The sequence below is a fragment of the Pseudomonas sp. WS 5146 genome, assembly GCF_012985495.1.
Classification (GTDB): domain Bacteria; phylum Pseudomonadota; class Gammaproteobacteria; order Pseudomonadales; family Pseudomonadaceae; genus Aquipseudomonas; species Aquipseudomonas edaphica.
This window is the reverse complement of record NZ_JAAQWL010000001.1, coordinates 713290-737353: the sequence shown is the minus strand read 5'-3', so window position 1 is coordinate 737353 and position 24064 is coordinate 713290. Positions and strand designations below refer to the sequence as shown.

Here is a 24064-nt window from a genome sequence, read left to right as displayed (position 1 = left end):
GCTTCGGTTGTTGATAGGGCGCGCGGGGAAGCGCAAAAACTGCGACATAATGCGAAAGATTTGCATTTTGTGTAAAGGTTTATGCGAGGGAAATATTTGGTATCGATTTGTCGGTTCAGAGAATCGCCGCGTTGTTGCGCTCGGACTGTTTCAAAAACGCCGCCAGCTCACGGGCCTGCAGCGGTTTGCTGTAGTGGTAGCCCTGGCCCTCATGGCACCCTTCGGAAATGATATAGGCCTCCTGCTCGGCGGTTTCCACGCCTTCGGCAATCACCTGCATGCCCAGGCTTTTGCCCAGTTGGATAATGGCGCGCACGATGGTTGCATCGTCGTCGTCATCCAGCAGGTCCTGGACGAAGCTCTTGTCGATCTTGATCTTGTCCAGCGGCAGGCTCTTGAGGTAGCTCAAGGATGAATAGCCGGTGCCGAAGTCATCAATCGCGATCAAGGCACCGGAGCGGCGCAGGCTCAGCAGGTGCTGGGCGGCGGTGCTGATGTCCTCCATCAGGCCGGTCTCGGTCACTTCCAGCTCCAGGCTGCGTGGCGGCAGGCGATAGATCTGCATCAGGTTGTTGACCACCCGTGGCAACTCGGTGTGGTGCAACTGCACGGTGGACAGGTTGACCGCCATGCGCAGTTCGGTGAAGCCCAGGTCATGCCATTCGCGCAACTGCCGGCAAGCCTGGTCCAGCACCCATTCACCAATCGGAATAATGGTGCCGTTCTGCTCCGCCAGCGGGATGAACAAGTCCGGCGGCACCAGGCCGTGTTCCGGGTGCTGCCAGCGAAGCAATGCCTCTACGCCCACCACGCGGTGGTCGAGGTAGCTGATCTGCGGTTGGTAGACCAAGTGGAACTGCTCGCGACCCAGGGCATCGCGCAGGTCTTTTTCCAGTTCGCGGCGCCGGCGCATTTCGCTGTCGACACTGGCGATATAGAACTGATAGCGGTTGCGCGAGCGGCTCTTGGCCAGGGTCATGGTCTGTTCGGCTTTTTGCAGCAGCTTCTCGGTGCTGTCGCCGTCCTCCGGGAACAGGGTGATGCCGATGGTGGCGCGCAGGCGAATCTGGTCCTGGTCGAGGGCGAATTCGGCTTCCAGGTCGTCGAGGATACTTTGCGCCAGCTCGGCGGCCTCGTAAGGCTGGTCGATATCGGCCTGCACCAGTGCAAACTGGTCGCCGCCCAAGCGGGCGAGGGCGCCGAGGCGGCCGCTGTGGGCGCGCAGGCGGTCGGCCAGGGCCAGCAGTAATTTGTCGCCGGCCTGGTAGGTGAACTGTTCGTTGACGCTTTTGAAGTCATCCAGCCCCACGCACAGCACCGCCACCCGGCGCTGTCGGCGGCCGGCATCGGTGAGGATCTTGTCCAACTGCTCCTGCAGCTTCTGACGGTTCGGCAGCCCGGTCAGGAAGTCGTACTGGGCCATGCGCAACAGGCTCGATTCCGCCTCATGCCGCAAGTGCGTATTGCGCTCGATGGACTCGAGCAACTGGTTGGCAGTGTTGATCCACAGCCCCAGCTCGTTGCGTTCATGGCCCTTGAGCTGGGGGATCTTGTGTTCGCTGGGGCGGTCGGGGTTGATTGAGGTCAAGTGCTCGATAATCCGCGACAACGGCTTGGTCAGCAGCCAGTGATACACCAGGTACAGCACCAGGCCCATGGCCAGGGCGCGCAGCACGCCGGAAATAAAGATGATCACCGAGCTGACAATAAAACCTTTGCCGTAGGTGGCTGTGTCGAGGGTAATGCTCAGGTCGCCGTAGTACTCGCTATAGGGGCCTTTGCCAACCAGTGCAGTCGTAAAGGTGCGTTCCTGGCCAAGAATCAGGTCGGTCAACCAGCGGGTGGGTGATTGCTGCAAGGCGCGGCTTTTTTCCGCCAGCATGGTTTCGTTGGGGTGGCCGATGGAGGCCATGCGCACGGCGTCGTCCTGAAACAGGCCCTCGATCACCTGCATGCCCATCTCGCGGTCCAGGCTGTAGACAGCCTGGGTCGAGGGGTCGCGAAACATGTCGAGGATCCGCTGCGCGTCACCGGCCACGGCCTGACGCGTCTTGTAGGCATCAAACACGATCTGCGCCACGCTCAGCGTCACGCCCACGATCAATGCCGAGAGCAGCACAACCCGTAGCAACTTCACCGACAAGCTGTTTTTGAGTTCCAGCTTCAAAGGGTCATTCCTTGTTCCGTGCGGGTAGCCTCAATATGCCATGAGTATTGGCAATCTCGGGATGGCAGTCAAAGGGACATTGCTGCTAAGGCTTCTGGAGGCTGTAAAGGGCGTGTCTGGAAGGAAGAGGGCGATGATATCCATCGCCCTCGGGTACCGCGCAGGAAAGGAAGGGAATGCCTTCGACATCCCGACATCGAGTGTTGCGGGCTTAAGATAATTTGATCGAGTTTTCGTTTACGTTGTTGAACGTGATCTGATGTTCGTTCTTCTGGTGGGCATCACCGCCGATTTTACCTTGCGCCCTGCCGGCGGCCTGACTGGCTGAATTGACCAGCGTGCCCAGCAAGTCCATGCCCTTGCTCACCAGGTCCATGCCTTTGCCTGCGAGTGGCAACACTGAAGACACAGCTGACATACCCATCGATAACGGATCCATTGCGGACTCTCCTACAGGATAAAATGAGAGAGTTATTTCTCTCGCATGCTGGGTGGCCTGTTCCTCTCGGTGAGTTCCACACATTCTGCATTACGTCCAGTTTTCGTCGGCCACAAAAAAGCCCGGCAATTGCCGGGCTCTTTCTACTGCAAACGTTGCTTAGGCAGTAAAGGTTTTGCCTTCGAACTGCTCAGCCACGAATTTCCAGTTGACCAGATTCCAGAACGCTTCCACATACTTTGGACGCACGTTGCGGTAGTCGATGTAGTAGGCGTGTTCCCACACGTCGCAGGTCAGCAGCGGGGTGTCGCCGCTGGTCAGCGGGTTGCCGGCGCCGATGGTGCTGGCCAGGGCCAGGGAACCGTCAGCTTTTTTCACCAGCCAGCCCCAACCGGAACCGAAGGTGCCGACGGACGTCTTGGTGAACTCTTCCTTGAACTTGTCGAACGAACCGAAGGCTGCGTTGATGGCTTCAGCCAGTGCGCCGGTCGGTTGGCCACCGGCGTTTGGCGCCAGGCAGTTCCAGTAGAAAGTGTGGTTCCAGACCTGAGCGGCGTTGTTGAAGATGCCGCCCGAAGAAGACTTGACGATTTCTTCCAAGGTCTTGCCTTCGAACTCGGTGCCAGGCACCAGGTTGTTCAGGTTCACGACATAGGTGTTGTGGTGCTTGTCGTGGTGGTACTCCAAGGTTTCCTTGGAGATGTGCGGCTGCAGGGCATCGTGTGCGTAGGGCAGCGGCGGCAATTCGAAAGCCATGATGATTCTCCTAATCAGGTCAGTTGCGGTGAGCGCAAGGCCGATCACGGGCGGCCAAACAAGCGCCGGGGAGTTTGTACTCTTTGCGGCGCAGGGTCCGGATCATAGCACCGGGGGTGCGGCAAAACCACGCAACAACTGTGTGGGATAGAGGTTCCAGAGCGTTTTGGAATATTCATCCGGCACTGATCAATTGGTAGGCCACGCTGAACATCATCACCGCGACCAGAAGGTCGAGCAGGCGCCAGGTCGCCGGGCGCGCCAGCCAAGGTGCCAACCACGCCGCGCCGAGTGCCAGGGTGGCGAACCATAGGAACGAGGCGCTGGCAGCGCCGGCCACATAGGCGCCGGGCTCGGTTTGTTGCGCGCCCAATGAGCCGATCAGCAGCACGGTGTCCAGGTACACATGGGGATTGAGCAGCGTTACTGCCAAGGCACTGAGCAACACGGCGCGCAATGAACGCACCTTGAGGTGTGCCCCCTGTTCCAGGCTTTGTCGGGAACACGCTCGACGCAACGCCAAGGTGCCGTACCACAGCAGGAATGCCGCACCACCCCAGCGGGCAATGGCCAGCAGCAGCGGGTTTTGCGCCAGCACGGTAGCCAGGCCAAATACCCCAAGTGCGACCAGAATTGCATCACACACGATGCACAGCGCCGCCACCGGCAAGTGATGTTCACGGCGCAGGCTTTGCGCCAATACAAACGCGTTCTGGGTGCCGATCGCCATGATCAGGCCGAGAGCCACCAGCAGCCCGTTTACGTAGCTTTGCCACATAGCCATTACTCCGCGTTTGCTGCCAGTTGGCGCAATACATCCATGGCCCGCTCGGCATCGGCGCGGCCCACGAACAAGTGGTCGTGATAAAACCCGGCAATCACGTTGCAACTGATACCGGCGCTGCCCAGCGCACTGGCGAACGCCGCCGTCAGGCCCACGGCTTCAAGGGCCGAATGCACATTCAGGGTGATCCAGGCGGCCACATAGTCGAAGGCCAGCCCGGCGTGTTCCGCCTGCTCACGCTCCACAATCAGGGTCAAACCTTCCTGCTCGCGAAAGCTGCCGATGATCTCGCAACCTGCCGGGATACGTGAGTCGGGCAGAGTGCAGAACACGTAGTCGCCTTCGTTTAGATGAGGGCTCATGCTGCGCAGCAGGGTTGCCAGGGCGGTTTCGCCAGCCATGTGTGGATTCCTTTAATAAAGAGAAGCAATGCTGGTCATTCTCCGGACCCACGCTGTATAAGAAAAACCAATATTGCTGATCGCTCATTAGAGAAACTGATGTTCGACTATAAATTGCTTTCCGCCCTGGCGGCGGTGGTGGAGCAGGCCGGCTTCGAGCGTGGCGCGCAGGTACTGGGGCTTTCTCAGTCAGCGATTTCCCAGCGCATCAAGTTACTGGAGGCGCGTATTGGCCAACCGGTGCTGGTGCGGGCCACGCCACCTACACCCACCGACATCGGGCGACGTTTGCTCAACCATGTGCAACAGGTGCGCTTGCTCGAGCGCGACCTGCAAAGCCAGGTGCCAGCGCTGGACGAGGAGGGCATGCCCGAGCGCCTGCGCATCGCCTTGAACGCCGACAGCCTCGCCACCTGGTGGGCCGAGGCCGTCAGCGACTTTTGCGCCGAGCAGCATTTGTTGCTGGACCTGGTGGTGGAAGACCAGACCGTGGGCCTCAAGCGCATGCGCGCCGGTGAAGTGGCGGCCTGTATCTGCGCCAGCGAACGCCCGGTGGCCGGGGCGCGCAGTCTGTTGCTCGGTGCCATGCGCTACCGTGCGTTGGCCAGCCCTGCATTTATAACGCGGCATTTTCCCGAGGGCGTGCGTGCCGATCAGTTGGCACGCACGCCGGCGCTGGTGTTCGGCCCGGACGATTTCCTGCAGCACCGCTACCTGGCATCGCTGGGCGTGGACGGCGGTTTCGAGCACCATTTGTGCCCGTCCTCCGAAGGTTTTATTCGCCTGACCGAAGCCGGACTGGGTTGGGGCCTGGTGCCGGAATTACAGGTGCGCGACCAGTTGCAAAGCGGCGCTTTAGTCGAGTTGTTGCCAGATAAGCCCATCGACGTGCCGTTGTACTGGCATCATTGGCGCAGTGGTGGGCAATTGTTGGGGCTGCTGACCGATCACTTGGCCCAGGCCTGTGGCCAATGGTTGGTGCCGTTGGACTGATGGCGTGCGTCAAGGCAACAGCGATGAAAAACGAAAGAGCATGGGGTAACAAATGAAAATTCTGGTCACCGGCGCAAGCGGCTTCATCGGCGGGCGTTTTGCGCGTTTCGCCCTGGAGCAGGGCCTGGACGTGCGGGTCAACGGGCGGCGCGCCGAAGGTGTGGAGCACCTGGTAAGGCGCGGCGCCGAGTTTATCCAGGGTGATCTCAATGATGCCGACCTGGTGCGCGAGCTGTGCCGCGATGTCGAAGCCGTGGTGCATTGCGCCGGCGCCGTCGGGTTGTGGGGCAAGTACCAGGACTTCCACCAGGGCAATGTGCTGGTCACCGAAAACGTCGTCGAGGCCTGCCTCAAGGAGCGTGTCGGGCGCCTGGTGCACTTGTCGTCGCCGTCGATCTACTTTGATGGCCGCGACCACCTGGGGCTGACCGAGGAGCAAGTGCCCAAGCGCTTCAAGCATCCCTACGCCGCCACCAAATACCTGGCGGAGCAGAAGGTGTTTGGCGCCCAGGAGTTCGGCCTCGAAGTACTTGCGCTGCGCCCGCGTTTTGTCACCGGGGCCGGCGACATGAGCATCTTCCCGCGCCTGCTTAAAATGCAGCGCAAGAACCGCCTGGCTATCGTCGGTGATGGTTTGAACAAGGTCGACTTCACCAGTGTGCACAACCTCAATGAGGCACTGCTCAGCAGCTTGCTCGCCACCGGCTCGGCGTTGGGCAAGGCCTACAACATCAGTAATGGCGCGCCGGTGCCAGTGTGGGATGTGGTCAATTATGTAATGCGCCAGATGGACATGCCCCAGGTCACCCGGTATCGGTCGTACGGTTTGTCCTACAGCGTGGCGGCGTTGAACGAGGCATTCTGCGCAATGTGGCCGGGTCGCCCGGAGCCGTCGTTGTCGCGCCTGGGCATGCAGGTCATGAACAAAGATTTCACCCTGGACATCAGCCGTGCCAGGCATTATCTCGACTACGAGCCCAAGGTCAGCCTGTGGACGGCGCTCGATGAGTTCTGCAGTTGGTGGAAAGCTCAGGAGCCGGGGCTGAAATAAGCTCACAACCAGCAACACATCGGGAACCGAATTCAGGCTTCCGGGTCGATCAATGCGGCGCCAACGGGGTTTATACTCCGCTCGCTCGGCTTTTCCGGTCGCCATCTCACCGATTCAGGGTTGATTCATGCGTAACGATGCCAAAGACGATTTCGACAACGTTCCCAGCCTGCGGGCCGACATCGGGGACGATGATGATTTCGAGCCGACTCCCGCCACCTCCGTGCGCTCGCGCACAACCAAGGTGGTCAAGGTCAAGAGCGCCAGCACCGGCCCCCTGTGGGCCTTGGTCGGCGCGCTGCTGATCGCCTTCGCCGGCCTTGCCTGGTGGAGCTTCCAGCAGATTTCCCTGATGGGCCAGCAGTTGGTCGCCACCCAGGAAAGCTTTGCACGCATCAGCGAAGAAGCGGCGGGGCGCCTGCAAGACATTTCCGGCAAGGTGGTGGCCAGCGAGGCCAACGTCAACAACGGCAGCGAAGCCCTCAAGTTGCAGATCAAGCAGTTGGAAACCCAATTGCTGGAGCAAGGCAAGCAGCAAGTCGGCGTGGCCGGGCAGGCAACCGAACTCGACCAGCGCCTGGCACAGATGAGTGCCAGCACCACTGAACTGTCGAACGCGAATGCCAAGCTACAAGGCCAGGTGCAGGCGCTGACCGATGCCGTGGCCACACTTAAGGCGGCGCAGGGTGAGGTCAAGGATCTGTCCGCCGACGTGGCGGCCCTTAAAAAGCAAGGCAACCCGAGCGCGGCCATCGCCCGCCTGGAACAGGACCTGGTGGTGCTCAAAAGCGCGCAGGAGAACCAGCCCGCCAATAGTGATGCGCCAACCAATAAAGAGTTTGATGTGTTCCGCATCCAGACCACGCGCAACATCACCACGTTGCAGAGCCAGGTGCAGAACCTTAACCAACAGCTCAACGCGCCAGCGCGGGTCACCCCACTGGGCCAATAACCCAATGATCGTTCCCACGCTCTGCGTGGGAATGCCGCCATGGACGCTCCGCGTCCCGCTGCCGGGTTGTGCAGGGGTGGCGCAGAGCGCCACGGGCTGCATTCCCACGCGGAGCGTGGGAACGATCGACGGGCTCTGCGTGGGAACGATCAAATGTCACCAGGTGGTGACATTTCCCATCCCCTTCGTTACTTGCCCTCGTCTCGCCCTTGTTTAGACTCCGGTCATCCCATAAAAAATAAAAAGGGCTACCCATGACCATGCAACCACTGCCTGCCAGCAGTTGGCTGAACGCACCTGCCCATCACGCCTGGCTCGCCAGCGAAGGCCAACGCCTGCTGGCGTTCGCCAAAGCCTCACGTCTGCCAGACGGCTTCGGCAACCTTGACGATACAGGCCAACTGCCGGCCGACGCCCACGCCGAAACCATGAACACGGCGCGCATGACCCACAGCTTTGCCATGGCCCATGCCATGGGGGTGCCGGGTTATGCCGACCTGGTTGCCCATGGCGTTGCCGCCCTCAGTGGCCCCTTGCACGATAGCGAACACGGCGGCTGGTTCGCCGCGCTCAACGCCTTGGATGGCAACCGTGGCAAAGCCGCTTACCTGCACGCGTTCGTTGCCCTGGCTGCCAGCTCTGCCGTAGTGGCCGGCGCACCCGGTGCGCAGAACCTGCTCAACGACGCCGTGCATATCATCGACCAGTTCTTCTGGAGCGAGGAGGAGGGCGTGATGCTCGAGTCCTTCGCCCAGGACTGGAGCGGCGTCGAAGCCTATCGCGGCGCCAACAGCAACATGCACGCCACCGAAGCCTTCCTGGCACTGGCCGATGTCACCGGTGAAACACGCTGGCTGGACCGCGCGCTGCGCATTGCCGAGCGCGTTATCCACACTCACGCTGCCGGCAACCAGTTCATGGTGATCGAGCATTTCGACACGCACTGGCAACCCTTGCTCGGCTACAACGAAGACAACCCTGCCGATGGCTTCCGCCCGTATGGCATCACCCCCGGCCACGGTTTCGAATGGGCACGTTTGGTGCTGCACCTGGAAGCTGCACGCCTGCAAGCCGGGCTGGCCACGCCGGACTGGCTGGTGAGCGACGCCCGCGGCCTGTTCGCCAGCGCCTGCGAATACGCCTGGGCCGTGGACGGCGCTCCCGGCATCGTCTACACCCTGGACTGGAAGCACCAGCCAGTGGTGCGCGAGCGCCTGCACTGGACCCACGCCGAAGCCAGCGCGGCGGCCCAGGCTTTGCTCAAACGCACCGGCGAGCTGCATTACGAAACCTGGTATCGGCGCTTTTGGGAGTTCTGCGAAAGCCACTTTATCGACCGTATCAACGGCAGCTGGCACCACGAACTCAGCCCGCACAACCAACCCAGCAGCAAGATCTGGGGTGGCAAGCCGGACCTGTACCATGCCTGGCAAGCGGTCGTACTGCCTGCACTACCCTTGTCACCGAGTATGACCAGCGCATTGGGCCAAGGATGTTATGTCACCAAGTGGTGACATTTGTGCGTCCCTTTGTTACCTGCGCGCTAAAAATCCATGTTTAAACTCCGTGCAGCGCAAGCTCTAGACTTGCATGCATAACAACAAGAAAAGGTATTCAGATGAACGCGATTAATCGCCTCGCCGTTGCTATTTCCATTGCCTCGTTGTTTCCCCTCAGTGCATTTGCCGCCGACTCGAAAGGGACGGTTGAAGTTGTGCATTGGTGGACCTCAGGCGGTGAAAAAGCAGCAGTAGACGTACTGAAGGCTCAAGTTGAGAAAGATGGCTTCGTCTGGAAAGACGGCGCCGTAGCCGGTGGCGGTGGCGCCACTGCAATGACTGTGCTGAAAAGCCGCGCAGTCGCTGGCAACCCGCCAGGCGTTGCCCAGATCAAAGGCCCGGACATTCAGGAATGGGCGTCCACTGGCTTGCTCGACACCGAGGTGCTTAAAGACGTCGCCAAAGAAGAAAAGTGGGACTCGCTGCTCGACAAGAAAGTCTCCGATACCGTGAAGTACGAAGGTAACTACGTTGCCGTGCCGGTCAATATTCACCGCGTAAACTGGCTGTGGATCAACCCGGAAGTCTTCAAGAAAGCCGGTATCACCAAGAACCCGACCACCCTCGAAGAATTCTACGCAGCCGGCGACAAGCTCAAGGCCGCAGGCTTCATCCCGCTCGCCCACGGTGGCCAGCCTTGGCAGGACAGCACCGTATTTGAAGCGGTCGTACTGTCGGTGATGGGTGCCGACGGCTACAAGAAAGCCCTGGTTGACCTGGATAACGACGCGCTGACCGGCCCGCAAATGGTCAAGGCCCTGACTGAGCTTAAAAAGGTCGCGACCTATATGGACGTCGACGGCAAAGGCCAGGACTGGAACCTGGAAGCCGGCAAAGTCATCAACGGCAAGGCCGGCATGCAGATCATGGGTGACTGGGCCAAGTCCGAGTGGACTGCCGCCAAGAAAGTCGCCGGCAAAGACTACGAGTGCGTAGCTTTCCCAGGTACCGACAAAGCCTTTACCTACAACATCGACTCCCTGGCGGTGTTCAAAGTTAAAGACAAGGGCACTCAGGAAGGTCAGAAGGACATCGCCAAAGTGGTACTGGGTGAAAACTTCCAGAAAGTCTTCAGCATCAACAAAGGCTCGATCCCGGTTCGTACCGACATGCTCAATGAAATGGACAAGCTCGGTTTCGACTCCTGCGCCCAGACCGCTGCCAAAGACTTCCTGGCGGACGCCAAGACCGGTGGCCTGCAGCCAAGTATGGCCCACAACATGGCCACTACCCTGGCGGTACAAGGTGCGTTCTTTGATGTCGTGACCAACTACATCAACGACCCGAAAGCCGACCCGGCCGACACCGCCAAGAAACTCGGCGCTGCGATCAAGTCTGCCAAGTAACGGTTAGCACGGCTGGTCCTTGTGAGGGGAAACCCCCTGACCCCTCACAAGGCTTGCTCCTGTAGTCCTTTTTCCCTGTACTGGATTTTCCCATGAGTTCTGTTGCTGTGTTCAGCAAGGCCTCGCCGTTCGATGCGCTGCAGCGCTGGCTCCCTAAGCTGGTGCTGGCGCCGAGCATGTTCATCGTGCTGGTGGGCTTCTACGGCTACATCCTGTGGACATTCGTGCTGTCGTTCACCACGTCCACGTTCCTGCCCAGCTACAAATGGGCCGGTCTTGCACAATACGCGCGGTTGTTCGACAACGACCGTTGGTGGGTGGCGAGCAAGAACCTGGCGCTGTTCGGCGGGATGTTTATCGGCATCACCTTGGTGATCGGCGTGACACTGGCGATTTTCCTCGACCAGAAAATCCGCCGCGAAGGCTTTATCCGCACCATTTACCTGTACCCGATGGCGCTCTCGATGATCGTGACCGGTACGGCCTGGAAATGGCTGCTCAACCCGGGCATGGGCCTGGACAAACTTCTGCGTGACTGGGGCTGGGAAGGCTTCCGTCTCGACTGGCTGATCGACCCCGACCGCGTGGTGTACTGCCTGGTGATTGCCGCCGTGTGGCAAGCCTCGGGCTTCATCATGGCGATGTTCCTGGCCGGCCTGCGTGGCGTTGATCAGTCGATCGTGCGCGCCGCGCAAATCGATGGCGCCAGCCTGCCGCGCATCTATTGGAGCGTGGTGCTGCCAAGCCTGCGCCCGGTGTTCTTCAGTGCGGTGATGATCCTCGCGCACATCGCGATCAAGAGCTTCGACCTGGTAGCGGCCATGACCGCCGGCGGCCCGGGCTACTCGTCCGACCTGCCTGCGATGTTCATGTACTCGTTCACCTTCAGCCGTGGCCAGATGGGCATGGGCTCGGCCAGTGCAATCCTGATGCTCGGCGCGATCCTCGCGATCATCGTGCCTTACCTGTATTCCGAGCTGAGGACCAAGCGCAATGACTAGTCTCGCCTCCAAACCTGCCATCAGCCTGAGTCGCATCGCGATCTACGCGGTGCTGATCCTCGCCGTGCTGCTGTACCTGGTGCCGCTGGTGGTGATGCTGCTGACCAGCTTCAAAACCCCCGAAGATATCAGCACCGGCAACCTGCTGAGCTGGCCGACCGTCGTGACCGGCATCGGCTGGGTCAAGGCCTGGGCCACCGTTGACGGTTACTTCTGGAACTCGATCAAGATCACCGTTCCGGCGGTACTGATCTCCACCGCCATCGGCGCGTTGAACGGCTATGTGCTGTCGTTCTGGCGCTTCAAAGGTTCGCAGCTGTTCTTCGGCTTGCTGCTGTTCGGCTGCTTCCTGCCGTTCCAGACCGTGCTGCTGCCGGCCTCGTTCACCCTCGGCAAGATGGGCCTGGCCAGTACCACCACGGGCCTGGTGTTTGTGCACGTGGTCTACGGGTTGGCGTTTACTACGCTGTTCTTCCGTAATTACTACGTGAGCATTCCGGATGCTCTGATCAAGGCGGCGCGACTGGACGGTGCAGGTTTCTTCACCATCTTCCGGCTGATCATTCTGCCGATGTCGACGCCGATCATCATGGTCTGCCTGATCTGGCAGTTCACCCAGATCTGGAACGACTTCCTGTTTGGCGTGGTGTTCTCCAGCGGCGACTCGCAGCCCATTACGGTGGCGCTGAACAACCTGGTCAACACCAGCACCGGGGCCAAGGAATATAACGTGGATATGGCGGCGGCGATGATCGCCGGGCTGCCGACCCTGCTGGTCTATGTGATCGCAGGCAAGTATTTCGTGCGCGGCCTCACGGCCGGCGCGGTCAAGGGGTAATCATGGCTACGCTCGAACTTCGCAATGTAAACAAGACCTATGGCGCCGGCCTGCCCGACACCTTGAAGAACATCGAACTGTCGATCAAAGAGGGTGAGTTCCTGATTCTGGTCGGCCCTTCGGGGTGCGGTAAATCCACGCTGATGAACTGCATCGCCGGCCTTGAGACCATCACCGGCGGCGCGATCATGATCGGCGACCAGGACGTGAGCGGCATGAGCCCCAAGGACCGTGACATCGCCATGGTGTTTCAGTCCTACGCGCTGTACCCGACCATGAGCGTGCGCGAGAACATCGAGTTCGGCCTCAAGATCCGCAAGATGCCCCAGGCGGATATCGACGCCGAAGTGGCGCGCGTGGCCAAGCTGCTGCAGATCGAGCACCTGCTTAACCGCAAGCCAGGTCAGTTGTCCGGTGGCCAGCAACAGCGTGTGGCCATGGGCCGCGCCCTGGCACGTCGGCCGAAGATCTACCTGTTCGACGAACCGCTGTCCAACCTCGACGCCAAGCTGCGTGTCGAGATGCGCACCGAAATGAAACTGATGCACCAGCGCCTGAAAACCACCACCGTGTACGTCACCCACGACCAGATCGAAGCAATGACCCTGGGCGATAAAGTGGCGGTGATGAAGGACGGCATCATTCAACAATTTGGCACGCCGAAAGAAATCTATAACGACCCGGCCAACCTGTTTGTGGCAAGCTTTATCGGTTCACCTCCAATGAACTTCATACCTTTGCGCCTGCAACGCAAGGACGGTCGCCTGGTGGCACTGCTCGACAGCGGCCAGGCCCGTTGCGAGCTGCCGCTGGGTATGAGTGATGCTGGGCTTGAAGATCGCGATGTGATCCTGGGTCTGCGCCCGGAGCAAATTGTTCTGGCCACGGGTGAAGCGAATGGGTCGTCGAGCATTCGTGCCGAAGTCCAGGTCACTGAGCCAACCGGTCCGGACACGTTGGTGTTTGTGCAACTCAACGACACCAAAGTCTGCTGCCGCCTCGCGCCGGACGTTGCACCGCAGGTCGGTGAGACCCTGACCCTGCAATTCGACCCGGCCAAGGTATTGCTGTTCGACGCCAAAACCGGAGAACGCTTGGGCACTGCTGCCTCATTGCCTGCACACGGGCATGCCGACAACGTGGCCCAATTCAAAGGCCGCTGAAGCAGATAACTTGTTGTTTTGGTTAAAAAAAGTAACCCGCGTTAGATAAAAACAGTTAAATAACAATAAAGACGAGGATGTAGGGATGAAAAAGCAACACAACAACACTCGGCTGATCTGCCAACTGTCAGCAGCAGCAGCCCTGGTATTGTCCGCCAATGCGATGGCGGCCGATGCATTCAGCGCCGATTCCAAGTGGATGACCGGTGATTGGGGTGGCGAGCGTACCAAGCTGATCGAGCAAGGTATCGACATCAAGGCTGACTACGTAGGGGAAATGGGCGCCAACCTGCACGGCGGCTATAACGACGACAAGACCGGCCGTTACTCCGACCAGTTCGGGTTGGGCGTAGCGCTCGATCTGCAAAAGCTGTGGGGCTGGGACAACACCCAGGCCAAGATCCAGTTGACCAACCGTAATGGCCAAAACATCTCCAACGACCGTATCGGTGACCCGCGTGCCGGCACGCTGAGTTCGTCGATGGAAGTCTATGGTCGTGGCCACATGGTGCGTCTGACCCAGTTCTGGATTCAGCACCAGATGTTCGATAACAAGCTGGACGTGAAACTCGGTTACTTCGGTGAAGGCGAAGACTTCAACACCTTCCCATGCGACTTCCAGAACCTGTCGTTCTGTGGCTCGCAGGTGGGTAACTATGTAAACACCTGGTACAACTGGCCGGTCGCCCAGGCCGCTATCCGCGTGAAGTACAACATCACGCCTGAGCTGTATGCGCAGATCGGTGCGTACAACCAGAACCCGTCGCAGCTTGAGCACGGCAATGGCTTCAAACTCAGCGGCAGCGGCACCAAGGGCACCGTGATTCCGGTGGAGTTGGTCTGGTCGCCGAAGGTCAATGGCCTGCCGGGCGAATACCGCGTGGGTTACTACAAGAGCGCCGCGGATGCCAGCGACGTACGTGAAGACGTTAACGGCAACGATGCCGCCACCTCAGGCTTGGCTTACCGTACCCGTAGCAGCAAAAGCGGCTATTGGGGCGTTGTGCAGCAGCAACTTACCACCCATAACGGCGACGCGTCGCGCGGCCTGAACATCGCGGCCAACGCCACCTTCCACGACAAGGACACCAACCTCGTCGACAACTATCAGTCGTTGATGCTGGTCTACAAAGGCCCGTTCGATGCGCGTCCAAAAGATGACGTCGGTATCGGTTTCTCCCGCATCCATGTCAACCAGGACGTGAGGAAAAACGCAGAGTTGCTGAACGCAGCCGGTGGTTTCACCGACTACGATCAGGTGGGCTACGCGCCGCTGCGTGACACCGAGTACAACACTGAAATCAACTACGGCTTCCACGTCACCAACTGGCTGACCGTGCGTCCTAACCTGCAATACGTTACCCACCCAGGTGGCGTCGATAAAGTCGACAACGCGTTGGTAGCCGGCCTGAAAATTCAGTCTACGTTCTAACGCTGTTGCGATAAGCTCCTTCTCTCTGTGCGCATTTTGCGGGTAGCCATGGCTACCCGCTTTTTTTGGGGCGCGCTGCACTACCCATGTGGGAGCTGGCTTGCCTGCGATGCAAACGACGCGGTCTGCCTGGATGGCCGAGGCGATGCCATCGCAGGCAAGCCAGCTCCCACAGGGTAACCAAGCTTGAGCAACAATGAACTCCAGGACCGTGGCACATGCATGAGCATCCGCTGCAACGCTTTTTCAAATCCCTGCGTGAACAACCGGTGTTCGCCTGGGAGCGCTTTCAGATGCGCGATGTATTGGTGATCGACCATCCGCTGTGCCAGGCGGTGTTCAGCCGCCAGGGTGCGCAATTGCTGCACTTTCAGCCCACAGGCCAGAAACCCTGGCTGTGGTGCGCAGCCAAGTGGCCACAAGTCGGCGCCATCCGTGGTGGCGTGCCGGTGTGCTGGCCCTGGTATGGGCGCCATCCGAGCGAAAACGCCTGGCCGTCCCATGGCTGGGCGCGGCTGATCGACTGGAAACTGCTCGACAGCAGCACCGACGACGACGGCGTGCGCCTGCACTGGCAATTGCAGCTGTGCGACTGGCAGGTCGACCTGCACGCGCACCTGGGCGAGACCCTGGAGCTGCGCCTGAGCACCGAGCACCAGGACGAGTTGCCGTGCCAGTTGAGCCATGCGTTGCACGCTTATTGGCGTATTGGTCACGTCGACGAGATAGCGCTGTCTGGGCTCGATGGCGCGCAAGGTTATGACCAGCTCAGTCGCCAGGTTTGCCAGCAGGAAGGCGAGCTAAGGGTGGATGGTGGATGCCAGCGGGTGTTCCAGCATGAGGGTGAACTGCAGCTCAAGGACCACGCCTGGCAACGTGAGCTGTGCATCGACACCGGCGACAGCGCCGACACCGTGGTATGGCATCCAGGCAGTCGGCCGTTGTTGGGCGTGAGCTTTAACGAGGCGTCGGGGTTTGTGTGCGTGGAGTCGGCGATGGCGGCAGCCAGTCTGGCGCCGGGGGAGCGGGCGCATTTGAGTTTGCAGGCGCGGGCCGGGGTTTAGTGGTGGAGCTTATGGCGCTATCGCAGGCAAGCCAGCTCCCACAGGGGAATGCATTCCAAATGGGCAGCTCGGTCCACTGTGGGAGCTGGCTTGCCTGCGATAGGGTCGGTACTGCTGGTGGAGATTGCTGCTAGTTAAACTCATCCCCCACCGGATACCGGCTGTCATTCAAGCTCTCTTTGATCTTGCGCAGATGCGGCTGGAAATCCACCCCGCGGCGCAAGGTCATGCCGGTTGCCAGCACGTCCAGCACCGTTAACTGAATGATCCGCGACGTCATCGGCATGTAGATGTCAGTGTCTTCCGGCAATGGAATGTTCAAGCTCACCGTACTGGCCTTGGCCAAGGGCGAGTTCTCGGCAGTCACGCCCAGTACCGACGCACCGTTTTCCCGGGCGATACGCGCCACTTCCACCAGCTCCCGCGTACGCCCGGTGTAGGAAATGATCACAAACAGCTCGCCCGTATGCGCCACAGACGCGATCATGCGCTGCATCAGCACGTCGGCATGGGCGGTCACGGCCAGGTTGAAACGGAAGAACTTGTGCAGCGCATCCATGGCCACCGGTGCCGAAGCGCCCAGGCCAAAGAAGTGGATCTGCCGCGCCTGGATCAACAAATCCACGGCCTTGCTGATCAGCGCCGGGTCGAGGGCCTGGCAGGCGCTGTCCAGAGAGGCAATGGCGCTGCCAAAGATCTTCTGGGTGTAGGCCTCAGGGTTATCATCGGCCTCCACGGCGCGGCTCACATACGCCGCACCACTGGCCAGACTTTGCGCCAGCTGCAATTTAAGTTCAGGGTAACCGCTGACGCCGAACGAACGGCAGAAACGGTTGACCGTCGGTTCACTGACCGAGGCGGCTTGGGCGAGGGCGGCGATCGAGAAGCGGGTTGCCTGCTGTGGGTTTTGCAGGATGACCTCGGCGACTTTTTTCTCGGCCTTGTTCAATTCTTCGAGGCGGTTCCGGATCTGTTCCAGAAGATTTCGCACGCGGTCCATTCAGTCTTTCCTTCGGGCGACGATGCAAATAAAGGGCGGTAACCCATCGACGAGTGGCCCTTTGCGGTGGCCTATCCTACTGAGGGTAGCTGAACACCACCACTCGGAATGCGTATTTCGGGAAAATGTTGTGGTTATTACTACATTTTTCCTTGAGTGATGCCTTGAAAAAAGGTATTTGTAGCTTAACTTGATAAAAGAACAAACATCATGCCTTCGATAACCGTAGAACCCTGCACCTTTGCCCTGTTTGGCGCCTTGGGTGATCTGGCGCTGCGCAAGTTATTTCCTGCCCTCTACCAACTCGATGGCGCCGGGCTGCTGCACGACGATACGCGCATCCTGGGCCTGGCCCGTGAAGCCGGTTCCGAGCAGGAGCACCTGGCCCATATCGAAAAAGAACTGCGTAACTACGTCGGCAAGGAACTCGACGAAGCTGTGGCCGCGCGCTTCCTGGCGCGTCTGGCCTACGTGCACGTCGACTTCATGAAAGCCGATGACTACGTCGCTCTGGCCGAAAAAGTCGGCAGCGACCAACGCCTGATCGCCTATTTCGCCACCCCGGCGGCGGTGTATGGCGCGATCTGCGAGAACCTCGCCAAGGTCGGCCTGGCGGACAACACCCGCGTGGTGCTGGAAAAACCCATCGGTTCGGACCTGGAATCCTCGCGCAAGGTCAACGACGCCGTGGCGCAGTTTTTCCCGGAAAACCGCACCTACCGCATCGACCACTACCTGGGCAAAGAAACCGTACAGAACCTGATTGCGCTGCGTTTCGCCAACAGCCTGTTCGAAACCCAGTGGAACCAGCACTACATTTCCCACGTGGAAATCACCGTGGCCGAGCAGGTCGGTATCGAAGGCCGTTGGGGTTACTTCGACAAGGCCGGCCAACTGCGTGACATGATCCAGAATCACTTGCTGCAGCTGCTGTGCCTGATCGCCATGGACCCACCGGCCGACCTGTCCGCCGACAGCATCCGTGACGAGAAGGTCAAGGTGCTCAAGGCCCTGGCGCCGATCAGCCCGGAAGGCCTGACCACCCAAGTGGTGCGCGGCCAGTATATCGCCGGCTACAGCGCCGGCAAGCCGGTGCCGGGCTACCTGGAAGAAGAGAACTCCAACACCCAGAGCGACACCGAGACGTTCGTCGCCCTGCGTGCCGATATCCGCAACTGGCGTTGGGCTGGCGTGCCGTTCTACCTGCGTACTGGCAAACGCATGCCGCAAAAGCTGTCGCAGATCGTCATTCACTTCAAGGAACCGTCCCACTATATCTTCGCCCCCGAGCAGCGCCTGCAGATCAGCAACAAACTGATCATCCGCCTGCAGCCGGACGAAGGTATTTCCTTGCGCGTGATGACCAAAGAGCAAGGCCTGGACAAGGGCATGCAACTGCGCAGCGGCCCGCTGCAACTGAATTTTTCCGACACCTATCGCAGCGCACGGATTCCCGATGCCTACGAGCGGCTGTTGCTGGAAGTAATGCGCGGCAATCAGAACCTGTTTGTTCGCAAAGATGAAATCGAAGCCGCGTGGAAGTGGTGTGACCAGTTGATCGCCGGGTGGAAAAAATCCGGTGATGCACCCAAGCCGTATGCGGCGGGGTCCTGGGGGCCGATGAGCTCAATTGCACTGATCACGCGGGATGGGAGGTCGTGGTATGGCGATATCTGAATTGAAACTGCCTCAGGGCGTGACAGCCCATGAGTACCGCACGCCGGTGTTGCTGGCCGATGGCCTGGCCACTGACGTGGCCGAGCAACTGCGCGCGGCCATCAGTGCCCGTGGCGAAGCGACCCTGGTCGTGTCCGGTGGCCGCAGCCCCGTGGCGTTTTTTCAGAACCTGGCCAAACAAGGCCTGGACTGGTCCAAGGTCACCATCACCCTGGCCGACGAGCGCTGGGTGCCGGTGGAACATGCCGACAGCAATGCCGGCCTGTTGAAAAAGTATTTGCTCCAGGGCCCGGCGGCCAAGGCCAAGTTCCTCAGCCTGTACAACGTTGCCGCGAACCTGGAAGACGCCGCCGAACTGGCCGATCGCCAGTTGGCAGAGCTACCCGCGATCGATGTGCTGGTACTCGGCATGGGCGATGACGGCCACACCGCATCGCTGTTCCCCAACAGCCCCAACCTGGGCGAGGCGCTCAAGCCTGACGGCACGCGCCGTTGCTGGCCGATGCTGGCGCCGACTGTGCCGCACCAGCGCCTGACCATGAGTCGCGCGCTGCTGGCCACGGCCCATTACACCGTGCTGTCGATTTCCGGCAGTTCGAAATTGACCACCTTGAGCGCCGCGCTGGCCAGTGACGACGTTGCTGCCATGCCGATTCGCGCGTTTTTGCAACCTACTTTAGAGATTTACTGGTGCCCATGAGCCAAGGATCAGCCGCTATGAAAAGCCCTCAACCGACCGTGTCCATGGCGGACAAAGTTGCCCTGATCGACAGCCTCTGCGCCAAGGCGCGGATCCTGCCGGTGATCACCATCGCCCGCGAACAGGACATCCTGCCGCTGGCCGATGCCCTGGCAGCCGGCGGTTTGACCGCATTGGAAGTGACCCTGCGCTCCGAGTTCGGCCTCAAGGCCATTCAGGTACTGCGCGAGCAACGCCCTGAACTGTGCACCGGTGCCGGCACCGTACTCGACCGCCACATGCTCGAAGCGGCCGAGGTTGCCGGTTCGCAGTTCATCGTCACCCCCGGCATTACCCGTGACCTGCTGGAAGCCTCGGTGCACAGCCCGATTCCGCTGTTGCCTGGCATCAGCAATGCTTCCGGCATCATGGAAGGCTATGGCCTGGGTTATCGCCGCTTCAAGCTGTTCCCGGCCGAAGTCAGCGGCGGCGTGGCTGCAATCAAGGCCCTGGGCGGCCCGTTCGGCGAAGTTAAATTCTGCCCAACCGGCGGCGTTGGCCCGGCCAACATCAAAAACTACATGGCGTTGAAAAACGTGATGTGCGTGGGCGGTAGCTGGATGCTGGACCCTGAATGGGTCAAGAACGGCGACTGGGCCCGTATCCAGGAAGTCACCGCACAGGCGCTGGCACTGCTGGACTGATCTGATTTACCGAATCGTTGTTGCTGTGCTTAACGGCATTTTTGCGGTGCACTTGGTCGGTGTACCGCTTTTTTTTGCCTGCAAAAAACTCACATTCAACTCCGATCAACTGTGGGAGCTGGCTTGCCTGCGATAGCGGTGGGTCAGGTTAGGATGTTTCTACTGATACACCGCCATCGCAGGCAAGCCAGCTCCCACAGTTTTAGTCCGTGCTTAACTCAGTTATTGCGTTGACCAACACATCGATGTCTGCCGCCGACGTCACTAGCCCAGGCGTCACCCGAATACAGGTTCCAAACGCCGCACCTGTGCGCGTGGTGGTAAACAGGTCGTACTCCTTGAGCAACCGATCCGCCATCGCCGTCTGATCCCGCCCAGTAAACTTGAACGCCGTAATCGCGCAATACAGCCGCGGATCATCCGGTGTCAGCACCTCAATCCCCGGCAACCCGCGCACCTGGCTGACCCAGCGATCACGCAGGTAATTGACGCGCGCACCCTTGGCCGCCGAGCCGCCGAGGTTGCGATGTTCCTCCAGCACCAACGGCAAGGTCATCAACGCCGGAAAATTCGGCGTGCTGTAGGAGGTGCGCGCACGCACGTCGCTGGCGGGGTAGTGAAACTCACCCATGTCCGGGTCGATATCGACCAGGCGCTCTGGGGCGATGTACAGAAAACCCAGGGTCAGCGGCGCGCCGATCCATTTATGCAGGTTGAACCCGGCGAACTGAATGCCCAGTTCGGCGAGGTTGAAGTCAATCTGGCCCAACGCATGGGCGCCATCAAGAATCACGTCCACGCCATGCTCACGCGCCGCCTTGGCGATGGCTGCGACAGGCATCACCAGGCCGGTGCGGTGGGTGACATGGGTCAGCGCCATCAGCTTGAGGCGCGGGTACTGCACGAACGCATCGCGATAGGTCTGCACCAGGCTGTCGAAACTGGCCGGGTGGGCGTGGGCAAGTTCGACTACCTCCACACCGCGAACACCAGCCAACCAACGCATGGCACCTTTGACCGTGTCGTACTCCAGATCACTGATCAGCACCTGATCGCCTGGTTGCAGGCCGTTGTAGTTGCGGATCAGCGATTGCAGAGCCTCGGTGGCGTTGCGGGTGAAAGCGATCGCCTCCGGATCCGCATCGATCAGCCCGGCCAGTTGCCGACGGATCTCGACATTTTCACCTTGCTCAAAGCGCTGACGCACATACAGCGAGTTGCTGCGGTTGATAAAGGCCACATGCTCCAGATACTGCGCCTGCACAGCACGGCTCATGCGCCCGAAGTAGCCGTTTTCCAGATTGATCGGGCCAGGCTCCAGCTCATAGCGCTGGGCGATGGCGTGCCAGTGACGTTCGTTGTCTGCATTCCTTGGCATAGCGGGCGCTCTTTAATGACGGGGGGCAGGTTTGCCGTGTTTTACGCGCAGCGGCTCCAGCAGTTCGGACAGGCCGTTGTGGTCGATTTCCTGCATCAAAGCGAGCAAACCGCCCAGCTCGCCGTGAGGAAAACCTTCACGGGCAAACCAGTTCAGGTAGGGGCCGGGCAGGTCGGCGATGATGCGTCCCTTGTACTTGCCGAAGGGCATTTCGCGGGTGATCAGCAATTCGAGTTTTTCGGGGTTCATGGGCTTCAAGGGTTGGCGTCGAGTCCTTGGAAAATACAGGCATTCTGCATGAAGGCCAAATGACAGATCATGCAAATAACGTACATACAGATGGTTCAATATTTTGTAAGTAGCTGATATATATCAATAAATTAATTTTTCAAAACCTGGCACGGGCGCTGCACTCATTAAGACAACCTTCTAACCTGCACAAGGAATTGAAAAATGACTGACATCAACAAAGAATCGATCTCCGTACTCAACGACCTGATCGAAACCAGCAAAGACGGCCAGAAAGGCTTCGCGACTTGTGCTGAAGACATCAAGCATCCTGAGCTCAAGGCGCTGTTCCAGAAACGCTCCGCCGATTGCGCCACTGCCGCAGCCGAGCTGCAAACCGCCGTGCGTGCCCTGGGTGGCGATCCGGAAGAATCCGGTTCGGTTGCCGGCGCTCTGCACCGTGGCTGGGTCGACGTGAAGTCGCTGGTCACCGGTAAAGATGAAGAGGCAGTACTGAACGAAGCCGAGCGCGGTGAAGACCACGCCCTGAAGGCTTACAAGGAAGCGATCGAGAAAATCAACAAGCACAACCTGCTGGGTATTCGTGACCTGGTTGAGCGTCAGTTCCACGGCGCACAACGTAACCACGACCAGGTGAAAGCCCTGCGTAACCAGGCTCGCGCTAACTCGTAAGCCCTGTGTTGTAACTGCCTAAGCTGTAACTGAATGTGGGAGCTGGCTTGCCTGCGATAGCATCACCCCGGTGTAACTGATACGCCGAGGTGTGTGTATCGCAGGCTAGCCAGCTCCCACATTTGCTTTGTATTGATTTCGAGATTTTTATCAGCCAATGCTGATCGGCGGCAGCTCAGTCAACGTAACAACCTGTTGCTTGCGCGGCGCAAGAATTTCAGCCTCACCGTCCACCACCAGCTCATCGCGCTGGTTGAAGACGCGCGTGGCGATGCGCACACGAAACTTGGGCAACTTCTCCAGGATCTCCAGGCGCACGGTCAAGGTGTCGCCGATTTTTACCGGCTTCTGGAAGCTCATCTGCTGGCCGATGTAGATAGTGCCCGGCCCAGGCAGCTCGCACGCTACCGCTGCACTGATCAACGCGCCGCTGAACATGCCGTGGGCGATACGCTCCTTGAACATGGTCGCCTTGGCGTACTCGGCATCCAGGTGCACCGGGTTGTGGTCGCCGGACATCGCCGCGAACAGCTGGATATCGCGCTCTTCGACGGTCTTGCTGTAGCTGGCGGTCTGGCCGACTTCGAGGGCTTCGTATGGGGTGTTGGTAACCTGGGTCATCTAAAGGTGCATCCTGTGGCTAATCGGTAATTTAATAGATTGATTTTAAAGGAAAAAGTTATTCGCAGCGCGCCGGCCTGCGTAACGTCAAGGCCTGGTCGAGCCACTTCAGAACATCCGCTGTCACGTCATCGCGGTTGGTTTCGTTGAACACTTCATGACGCGCCTGCGGGTAGATATTCAATTGCAGGTTCTGGCAACCAGCCTCACGCAGGGCATGGGCCAGGCTTTTGAGACGTTTGCCTTCACTTACCGGATCACATTCGCCGCCCATTATCATAATTGGCAGGCCCGGATCGATCTGTGCGAGGTTGGACGCTTTGCTGATTTGCTGCAAGCCGCCGAGCAAGTCGATCCACAACTGGTTGGTACAGCGAAAGCCGCACAGCGGGTCATTGATGTACTTGTCCACCTCCAGCGGGTCGCGGCTTAGCCAGTCAAACGCGGTGCGGTTGGGCTTGAATGCCTTGTTGAATGAGCCGAACGACAAAAAGTCGATCAATGCACTGCGCCCGCGCAGGCCTTGGCGTGCGCGCTCCAGTCGGGCAATGACGCCGGCGGCGCGGTAAAGCGCCACCGGCTGGTAATTCGAACCGCTGAGAATCGCCCCGTTCAGGCTCGCGCTATGGTGCAACAGGTACGCCTGGGCGATATAGCTGCCCATGCTGTGGCCCAGCAAGATGATCGGCAGGCCCGGCTGCTGCTGGCCGATGTGCTGGTTGAGGCTGGCGAGGTCGCCCACCACTTTATTCCAGCCATCCTTTTCGGCGTACAGGCCCAGCGTGCCTTCATCGGCGGTGCGGCCATGGCCACGCTGGTCCGGCGCGTACAGGCCGTAGCCGGCTGCGCACAGCGCTTCGGCCAGGCGTGCATAGCGCCCGCTGTGTTCGGCCATGCCGTGGGACAGCATGATCATGGCCTTGGCGGGCCCGTCCGGCAGCCATTGATTGACGTACAGGCGGCTGCGGTCATTCGCGGTCAGCCAGAAGGTGCTGTGATTCATAGCGCTTCCTTTGCTCAGGGTCGTTGCAGTGTATAGCTCATCTGGCCGGGGCTGGTGTATCTGCCTACACGTTAGGGGCAAGATTCATACAATAAATGACACAGTTGCGCGTATTTGCCTGTTTGGCCATAGCTG

Annotated in this window: 24 protein-coding genes; 14 read left to right on the top strand and 10 right to left on the bottom strand. The window is 59.7% G+C overall.

Going from position 1 to position 24064, the window contains the following annotated elements; genetic code table 11:
- Nucleotides 1-115 precede the first annotated feature (115 nt).
- From HBO41_RS03355 to HBO41_RS03335, 5 genes are all read right to left on the bottom strand, one after another.
- Complete coding sequence (locus HBO41_RS03355; RefSeq protein WP_017139175.1) at nucleotides 116-2167, bottom strand: bifunctional diguanylate cyclase/phosphodiesterase; 2052 nt, start codon at nucleotides 2165-2167, stop codon at nucleotides 116-118.
- A gap of 211 nt (nucleotides 2168-2378) precedes the next feature.
- Nucleotides 2379-2606, bottom strand: a complete 228-nt coding sequence (locus HBO41_RS03350) for a hypothetical protein (RefSeq protein WP_017139176.1) — start codon at nucleotides 2604-2606, stop codon at nucleotides 2379-2381.
- Nucleotides 2607-2765: 159 nt separating this feature from the next.
- A complete protein-coding gene (locus HBO41_RS03345; RefSeq protein ID WP_003212997.1) occupies nucleotides 2766-3362 on the bottom strand; it encodes a superoxide dismutase in 597 nt (198 codons plus the stop codon).
- 175 nt (nucleotides 3363-3537) lie between these two features.
- On the bottom strand, nucleotides 3538-4140 hold the full coding sequence (locus HBO41_RS03340) for a LysE/ArgO family amino acid transporter (protein WP_099550497.1): 603 nt from the start codon (nucleotides 4138-4140) through the stop codon (nucleotides 3538-3540).
- Between the two features lie 5 nt (nucleotides 4141-4145).
- The gene (locus HBO41_RS03335) at nucleotides 4146-4547 is read right to left on the bottom strand and encodes an ACT domain-containing protein (RefSeq protein WP_017139178.1); all 402 of its coding nucleotides are present in this window, start codon (nucleotides 4545-4547) and stop codon (nucleotides 4146-4148) included.
- A gap of 99 nt (nucleotides 4548-4646) precedes the next feature.
- Between HBO41_RS03335 and HBO41_RS03330 the strand changes: the two genes are divergently transcribed.
- The 10 genes from HBO41_RS03330 (at nucleotide 4647) to HBO41_RS03285 (ending at nucleotide 15946) form a co-directional block, all read left to right on the top strand.
- The gene (locus HBO41_RS03330; protein ID WP_017139179.1) at nucleotides 4647-5540 is read left to right on the top strand and encodes a LysR family transcriptional regulator ArgP; all 894 of its coding nucleotides are present in this window, start codon (nucleotides 4647-4649) and stop codon (nucleotides 5538-5540) included.
- A 52-nt stretch (nucleotides 5541-5592) separates the two neighbouring features.
- Nucleotides 5593-6591 carry an NAD(P)-dependent oxidoreductase gene (locus HBO41_RS03325; RefSeq protein WP_099550447.1) on the top strand — a complete coding sequence of 333 codons (999 nt, stop codon included), beginning with the start codon at nucleotides 5593-5595 and terminating at the stop codon, nucleotides 6589-6591.
- 127 nt (nucleotides 6592-6718) lie between these two features.
- Nucleotides 6719-7543, top strand: a complete 825-nt coding sequence (locus HBO41_RS03320) for an ATPase (protein ID WP_169985124.1) — start codon at nucleotides 6719-6721, stop codon at nucleotides 7541-7543.
- A 254-nt stretch (nucleotides 7544-7797) separates the two neighbouring features.
- Entirely contained in the window at nucleotides 7798-9057 is a 1260-nt protein-coding gene (locus HBO41_RS03315) for an AGE family epimerase/isomerase (RefSeq protein ID WP_169985122.1), read from the top strand.
- A 104-nt stretch (nucleotides 9058-9161) separates the two neighbouring features.
- Complete coding sequence (locus tag HBO41_RS03310) at nucleotides 9162-10448, top strand: ABC transporter substrate-binding protein (protein WP_169985119.1); 1287 nt, start codon at nucleotides 9162-9164, stop codon at nucleotides 10446-10448.
- Nucleotides 10449-10540: 92 nt separating this feature from the next.
- Nucleotides 10541-11449, top strand: a complete 909-nt coding sequence (locus HBO41_RS03305; RefSeq protein WP_017139183.1) for a carbohydrate ABC transporter permease — start codon at nucleotides 10541-10543, stop codon at nucleotides 11447-11449.
- Nucleotides 11442-12287 (top strand): carbohydrate ABC transporter permease, encoded by an 846-nt coding sequence (locus HBO41_RS03300; RefSeq protein ID WP_017139184.1) that lies wholly within the window; start codon nucleotides 11442-11444, stop codon nucleotides 12285-12287. Before HBO41_RS03305 ends, HBO41_RS03300 begins: the two co-directional genes overlap by 8 nt.
- 2 nt (nucleotides 12288-12289) lie before the next feature.
- Complete coding sequence (locus HBO41_RS03295) at nucleotides 12290-13450, top strand: ABC transporter ATP-binding protein (protein ID WP_017139185.1); 1161 nt, start codon at nucleotides 12290-12292, stop codon at nucleotides 13448-13450.
- 85 nt (nucleotides 13451-13535) lie between these two features.
- Nucleotides 13536-14882, top strand: a complete 1347-nt coding sequence (locus tag HBO41_RS03290) for a carbohydrate porin (RefSeq protein WP_017139186.1) — start codon at nucleotides 13536-13538, stop codon at nucleotides 14880-14882.
- Between the two features lie 218 nt (nucleotides 14883-15100).
- Nucleotides 15101-15946: a D-hexose-6-phosphate mutarotase gene (locus HBO41_RS03285; protein ID WP_017139187.1), complete on the top strand. Its 846-nt coding sequence runs from the start codon at nucleotides 15101-15103 to the stop codon at nucleotides 15944-15946.
- A gap of 130 nt (nucleotides 15947-16076) precedes the next feature.
- Here HBO41_RS03285 and HBO41_RS03280 read toward each other — a convergent pair whose 3' ends face one another.
- The gene (locus tag HBO41_RS03280) at nucleotides 16077-16937 is read right to left on the bottom strand and encodes a MurR/RpiR family transcriptional regulator (protein WP_169985276.1); all 861 of its coding nucleotides are present in this window, start codon (nucleotides 16935-16937) and stop codon (nucleotides 16077-16079) included.
- Between the two features lie 219 nt (nucleotides 16938-17156).
- On the opposite strand from HBO41_RS03280, the gene zwf reads away from it, so the two are divergent.
- From zwf to HBO41_RS03265, 3 genes are read left to right on the top strand one after another with little or no spacing between them, the layout of a single operon-like run.
- On the top strand, nucleotides 17157-18623 hold the full coding sequence (gene zwf, locus HBO41_RS03275; RefSeq protein WP_099550450.1) for a glucose-6-phosphate dehydrogenase: 1467 nt from the start codon (nucleotides 17157-17159) through the stop codon (nucleotides 18621-18623).
- On the top strand, nucleotides 18610-19323 hold the full coding sequence (pgl, locus tag HBO41_RS03270) for a 6-phosphogluconolactonase (protein ID WP_026013851.1): 714 nt from the start codon (nucleotides 18610-18612) through the stop codon (nucleotides 19321-19323). The genes zwf and pgl overlap by 14 nt, the downstream gene beginning before the upstream one ends.
- 17 nt (nucleotides 19324-19340) lie before the next feature.
- On the top strand, nucleotides 19341-20006 hold the full coding sequence (locus HBO41_RS03265) for a bifunctional 4-hydroxy-2-oxoglutarate aldolase/2-dehydro-3-deoxy-phosphogluconate aldolase (protein ID WP_026013852.1): 666 nt from the start codon (nucleotides 19341-19343) through the stop codon (nucleotides 20004-20006).
- 202 nt (nucleotides 20007-20208) lie between these two features.
- Here the strand turns inward: HBO41_RS03265 and HBO41_RS03260 are convergent, their stop codons facing one another.
- Nucleotides 20209-21384 (bottom strand): aminotransferase class V-fold PLP-dependent enzyme, encoded by a 1176-nt coding sequence (locus HBO41_RS03260; RefSeq protein ID WP_169985117.1) that lies wholly within the window; start codon nucleotides 21382-21384, stop codon nucleotides 20209-20211.
- A gap of 12 nt (nucleotides 21385-21396) precedes the next feature.
- Nucleotides 21397-21633, bottom strand: coding sequence for a DUF3820 family protein (locus HBO41_RS03255; RefSeq protein WP_017139191.1), 237 nt, complete (start codon nucleotides 21631-21633; stop codon nucleotides 21397-21399).
- A 204-nt stretch (nucleotides 21634-21837) separates the two neighbouring features.
- Here HBO41_RS03255 and HBO41_RS03250 point away from each other — a divergent pair, with 204 nt between their 5' ends.
- Nucleotides 21838-22305 (top strand): PA2169 family four-helix-bundle protein, encoded by a 468-nt coding sequence (locus HBO41_RS03250; RefSeq protein ID WP_017139192.1) that lies wholly within the window; start codon nucleotides 21838-21840, stop codon nucleotides 22303-22305.
- A 150-nt stretch (nucleotides 22306-22455) separates the two neighbouring features.
- On the opposite strand, the gene HBO41_RS03245 is transcribed toward HBO41_RS03250, so the two are convergent.
- Both HBO41_RS03245 and HBO41_RS03240 read right to left on the bottom strand, forming a co-directional pair.
- Complete coding sequence (locus HBO41_RS03245; RefSeq protein WP_003175719.1) at nucleotides 22456-22926, bottom strand: MaoC family dehydratase; 471 nt, start codon at nucleotides 22924-22926, stop codon at nucleotides 22456-22458.
- Nucleotides 22927-22984: 58 nt separating this feature from the next.
- Entirely contained in the window at nucleotides 22985-23929 is a 945-nt protein-coding gene (locus HBO41_RS03240; RefSeq protein ID WP_099550453.1) for an alpha/beta hydrolase, read from the bottom strand.
- Nucleotides 23930-24064: the final 135 nt, after the last annotated feature.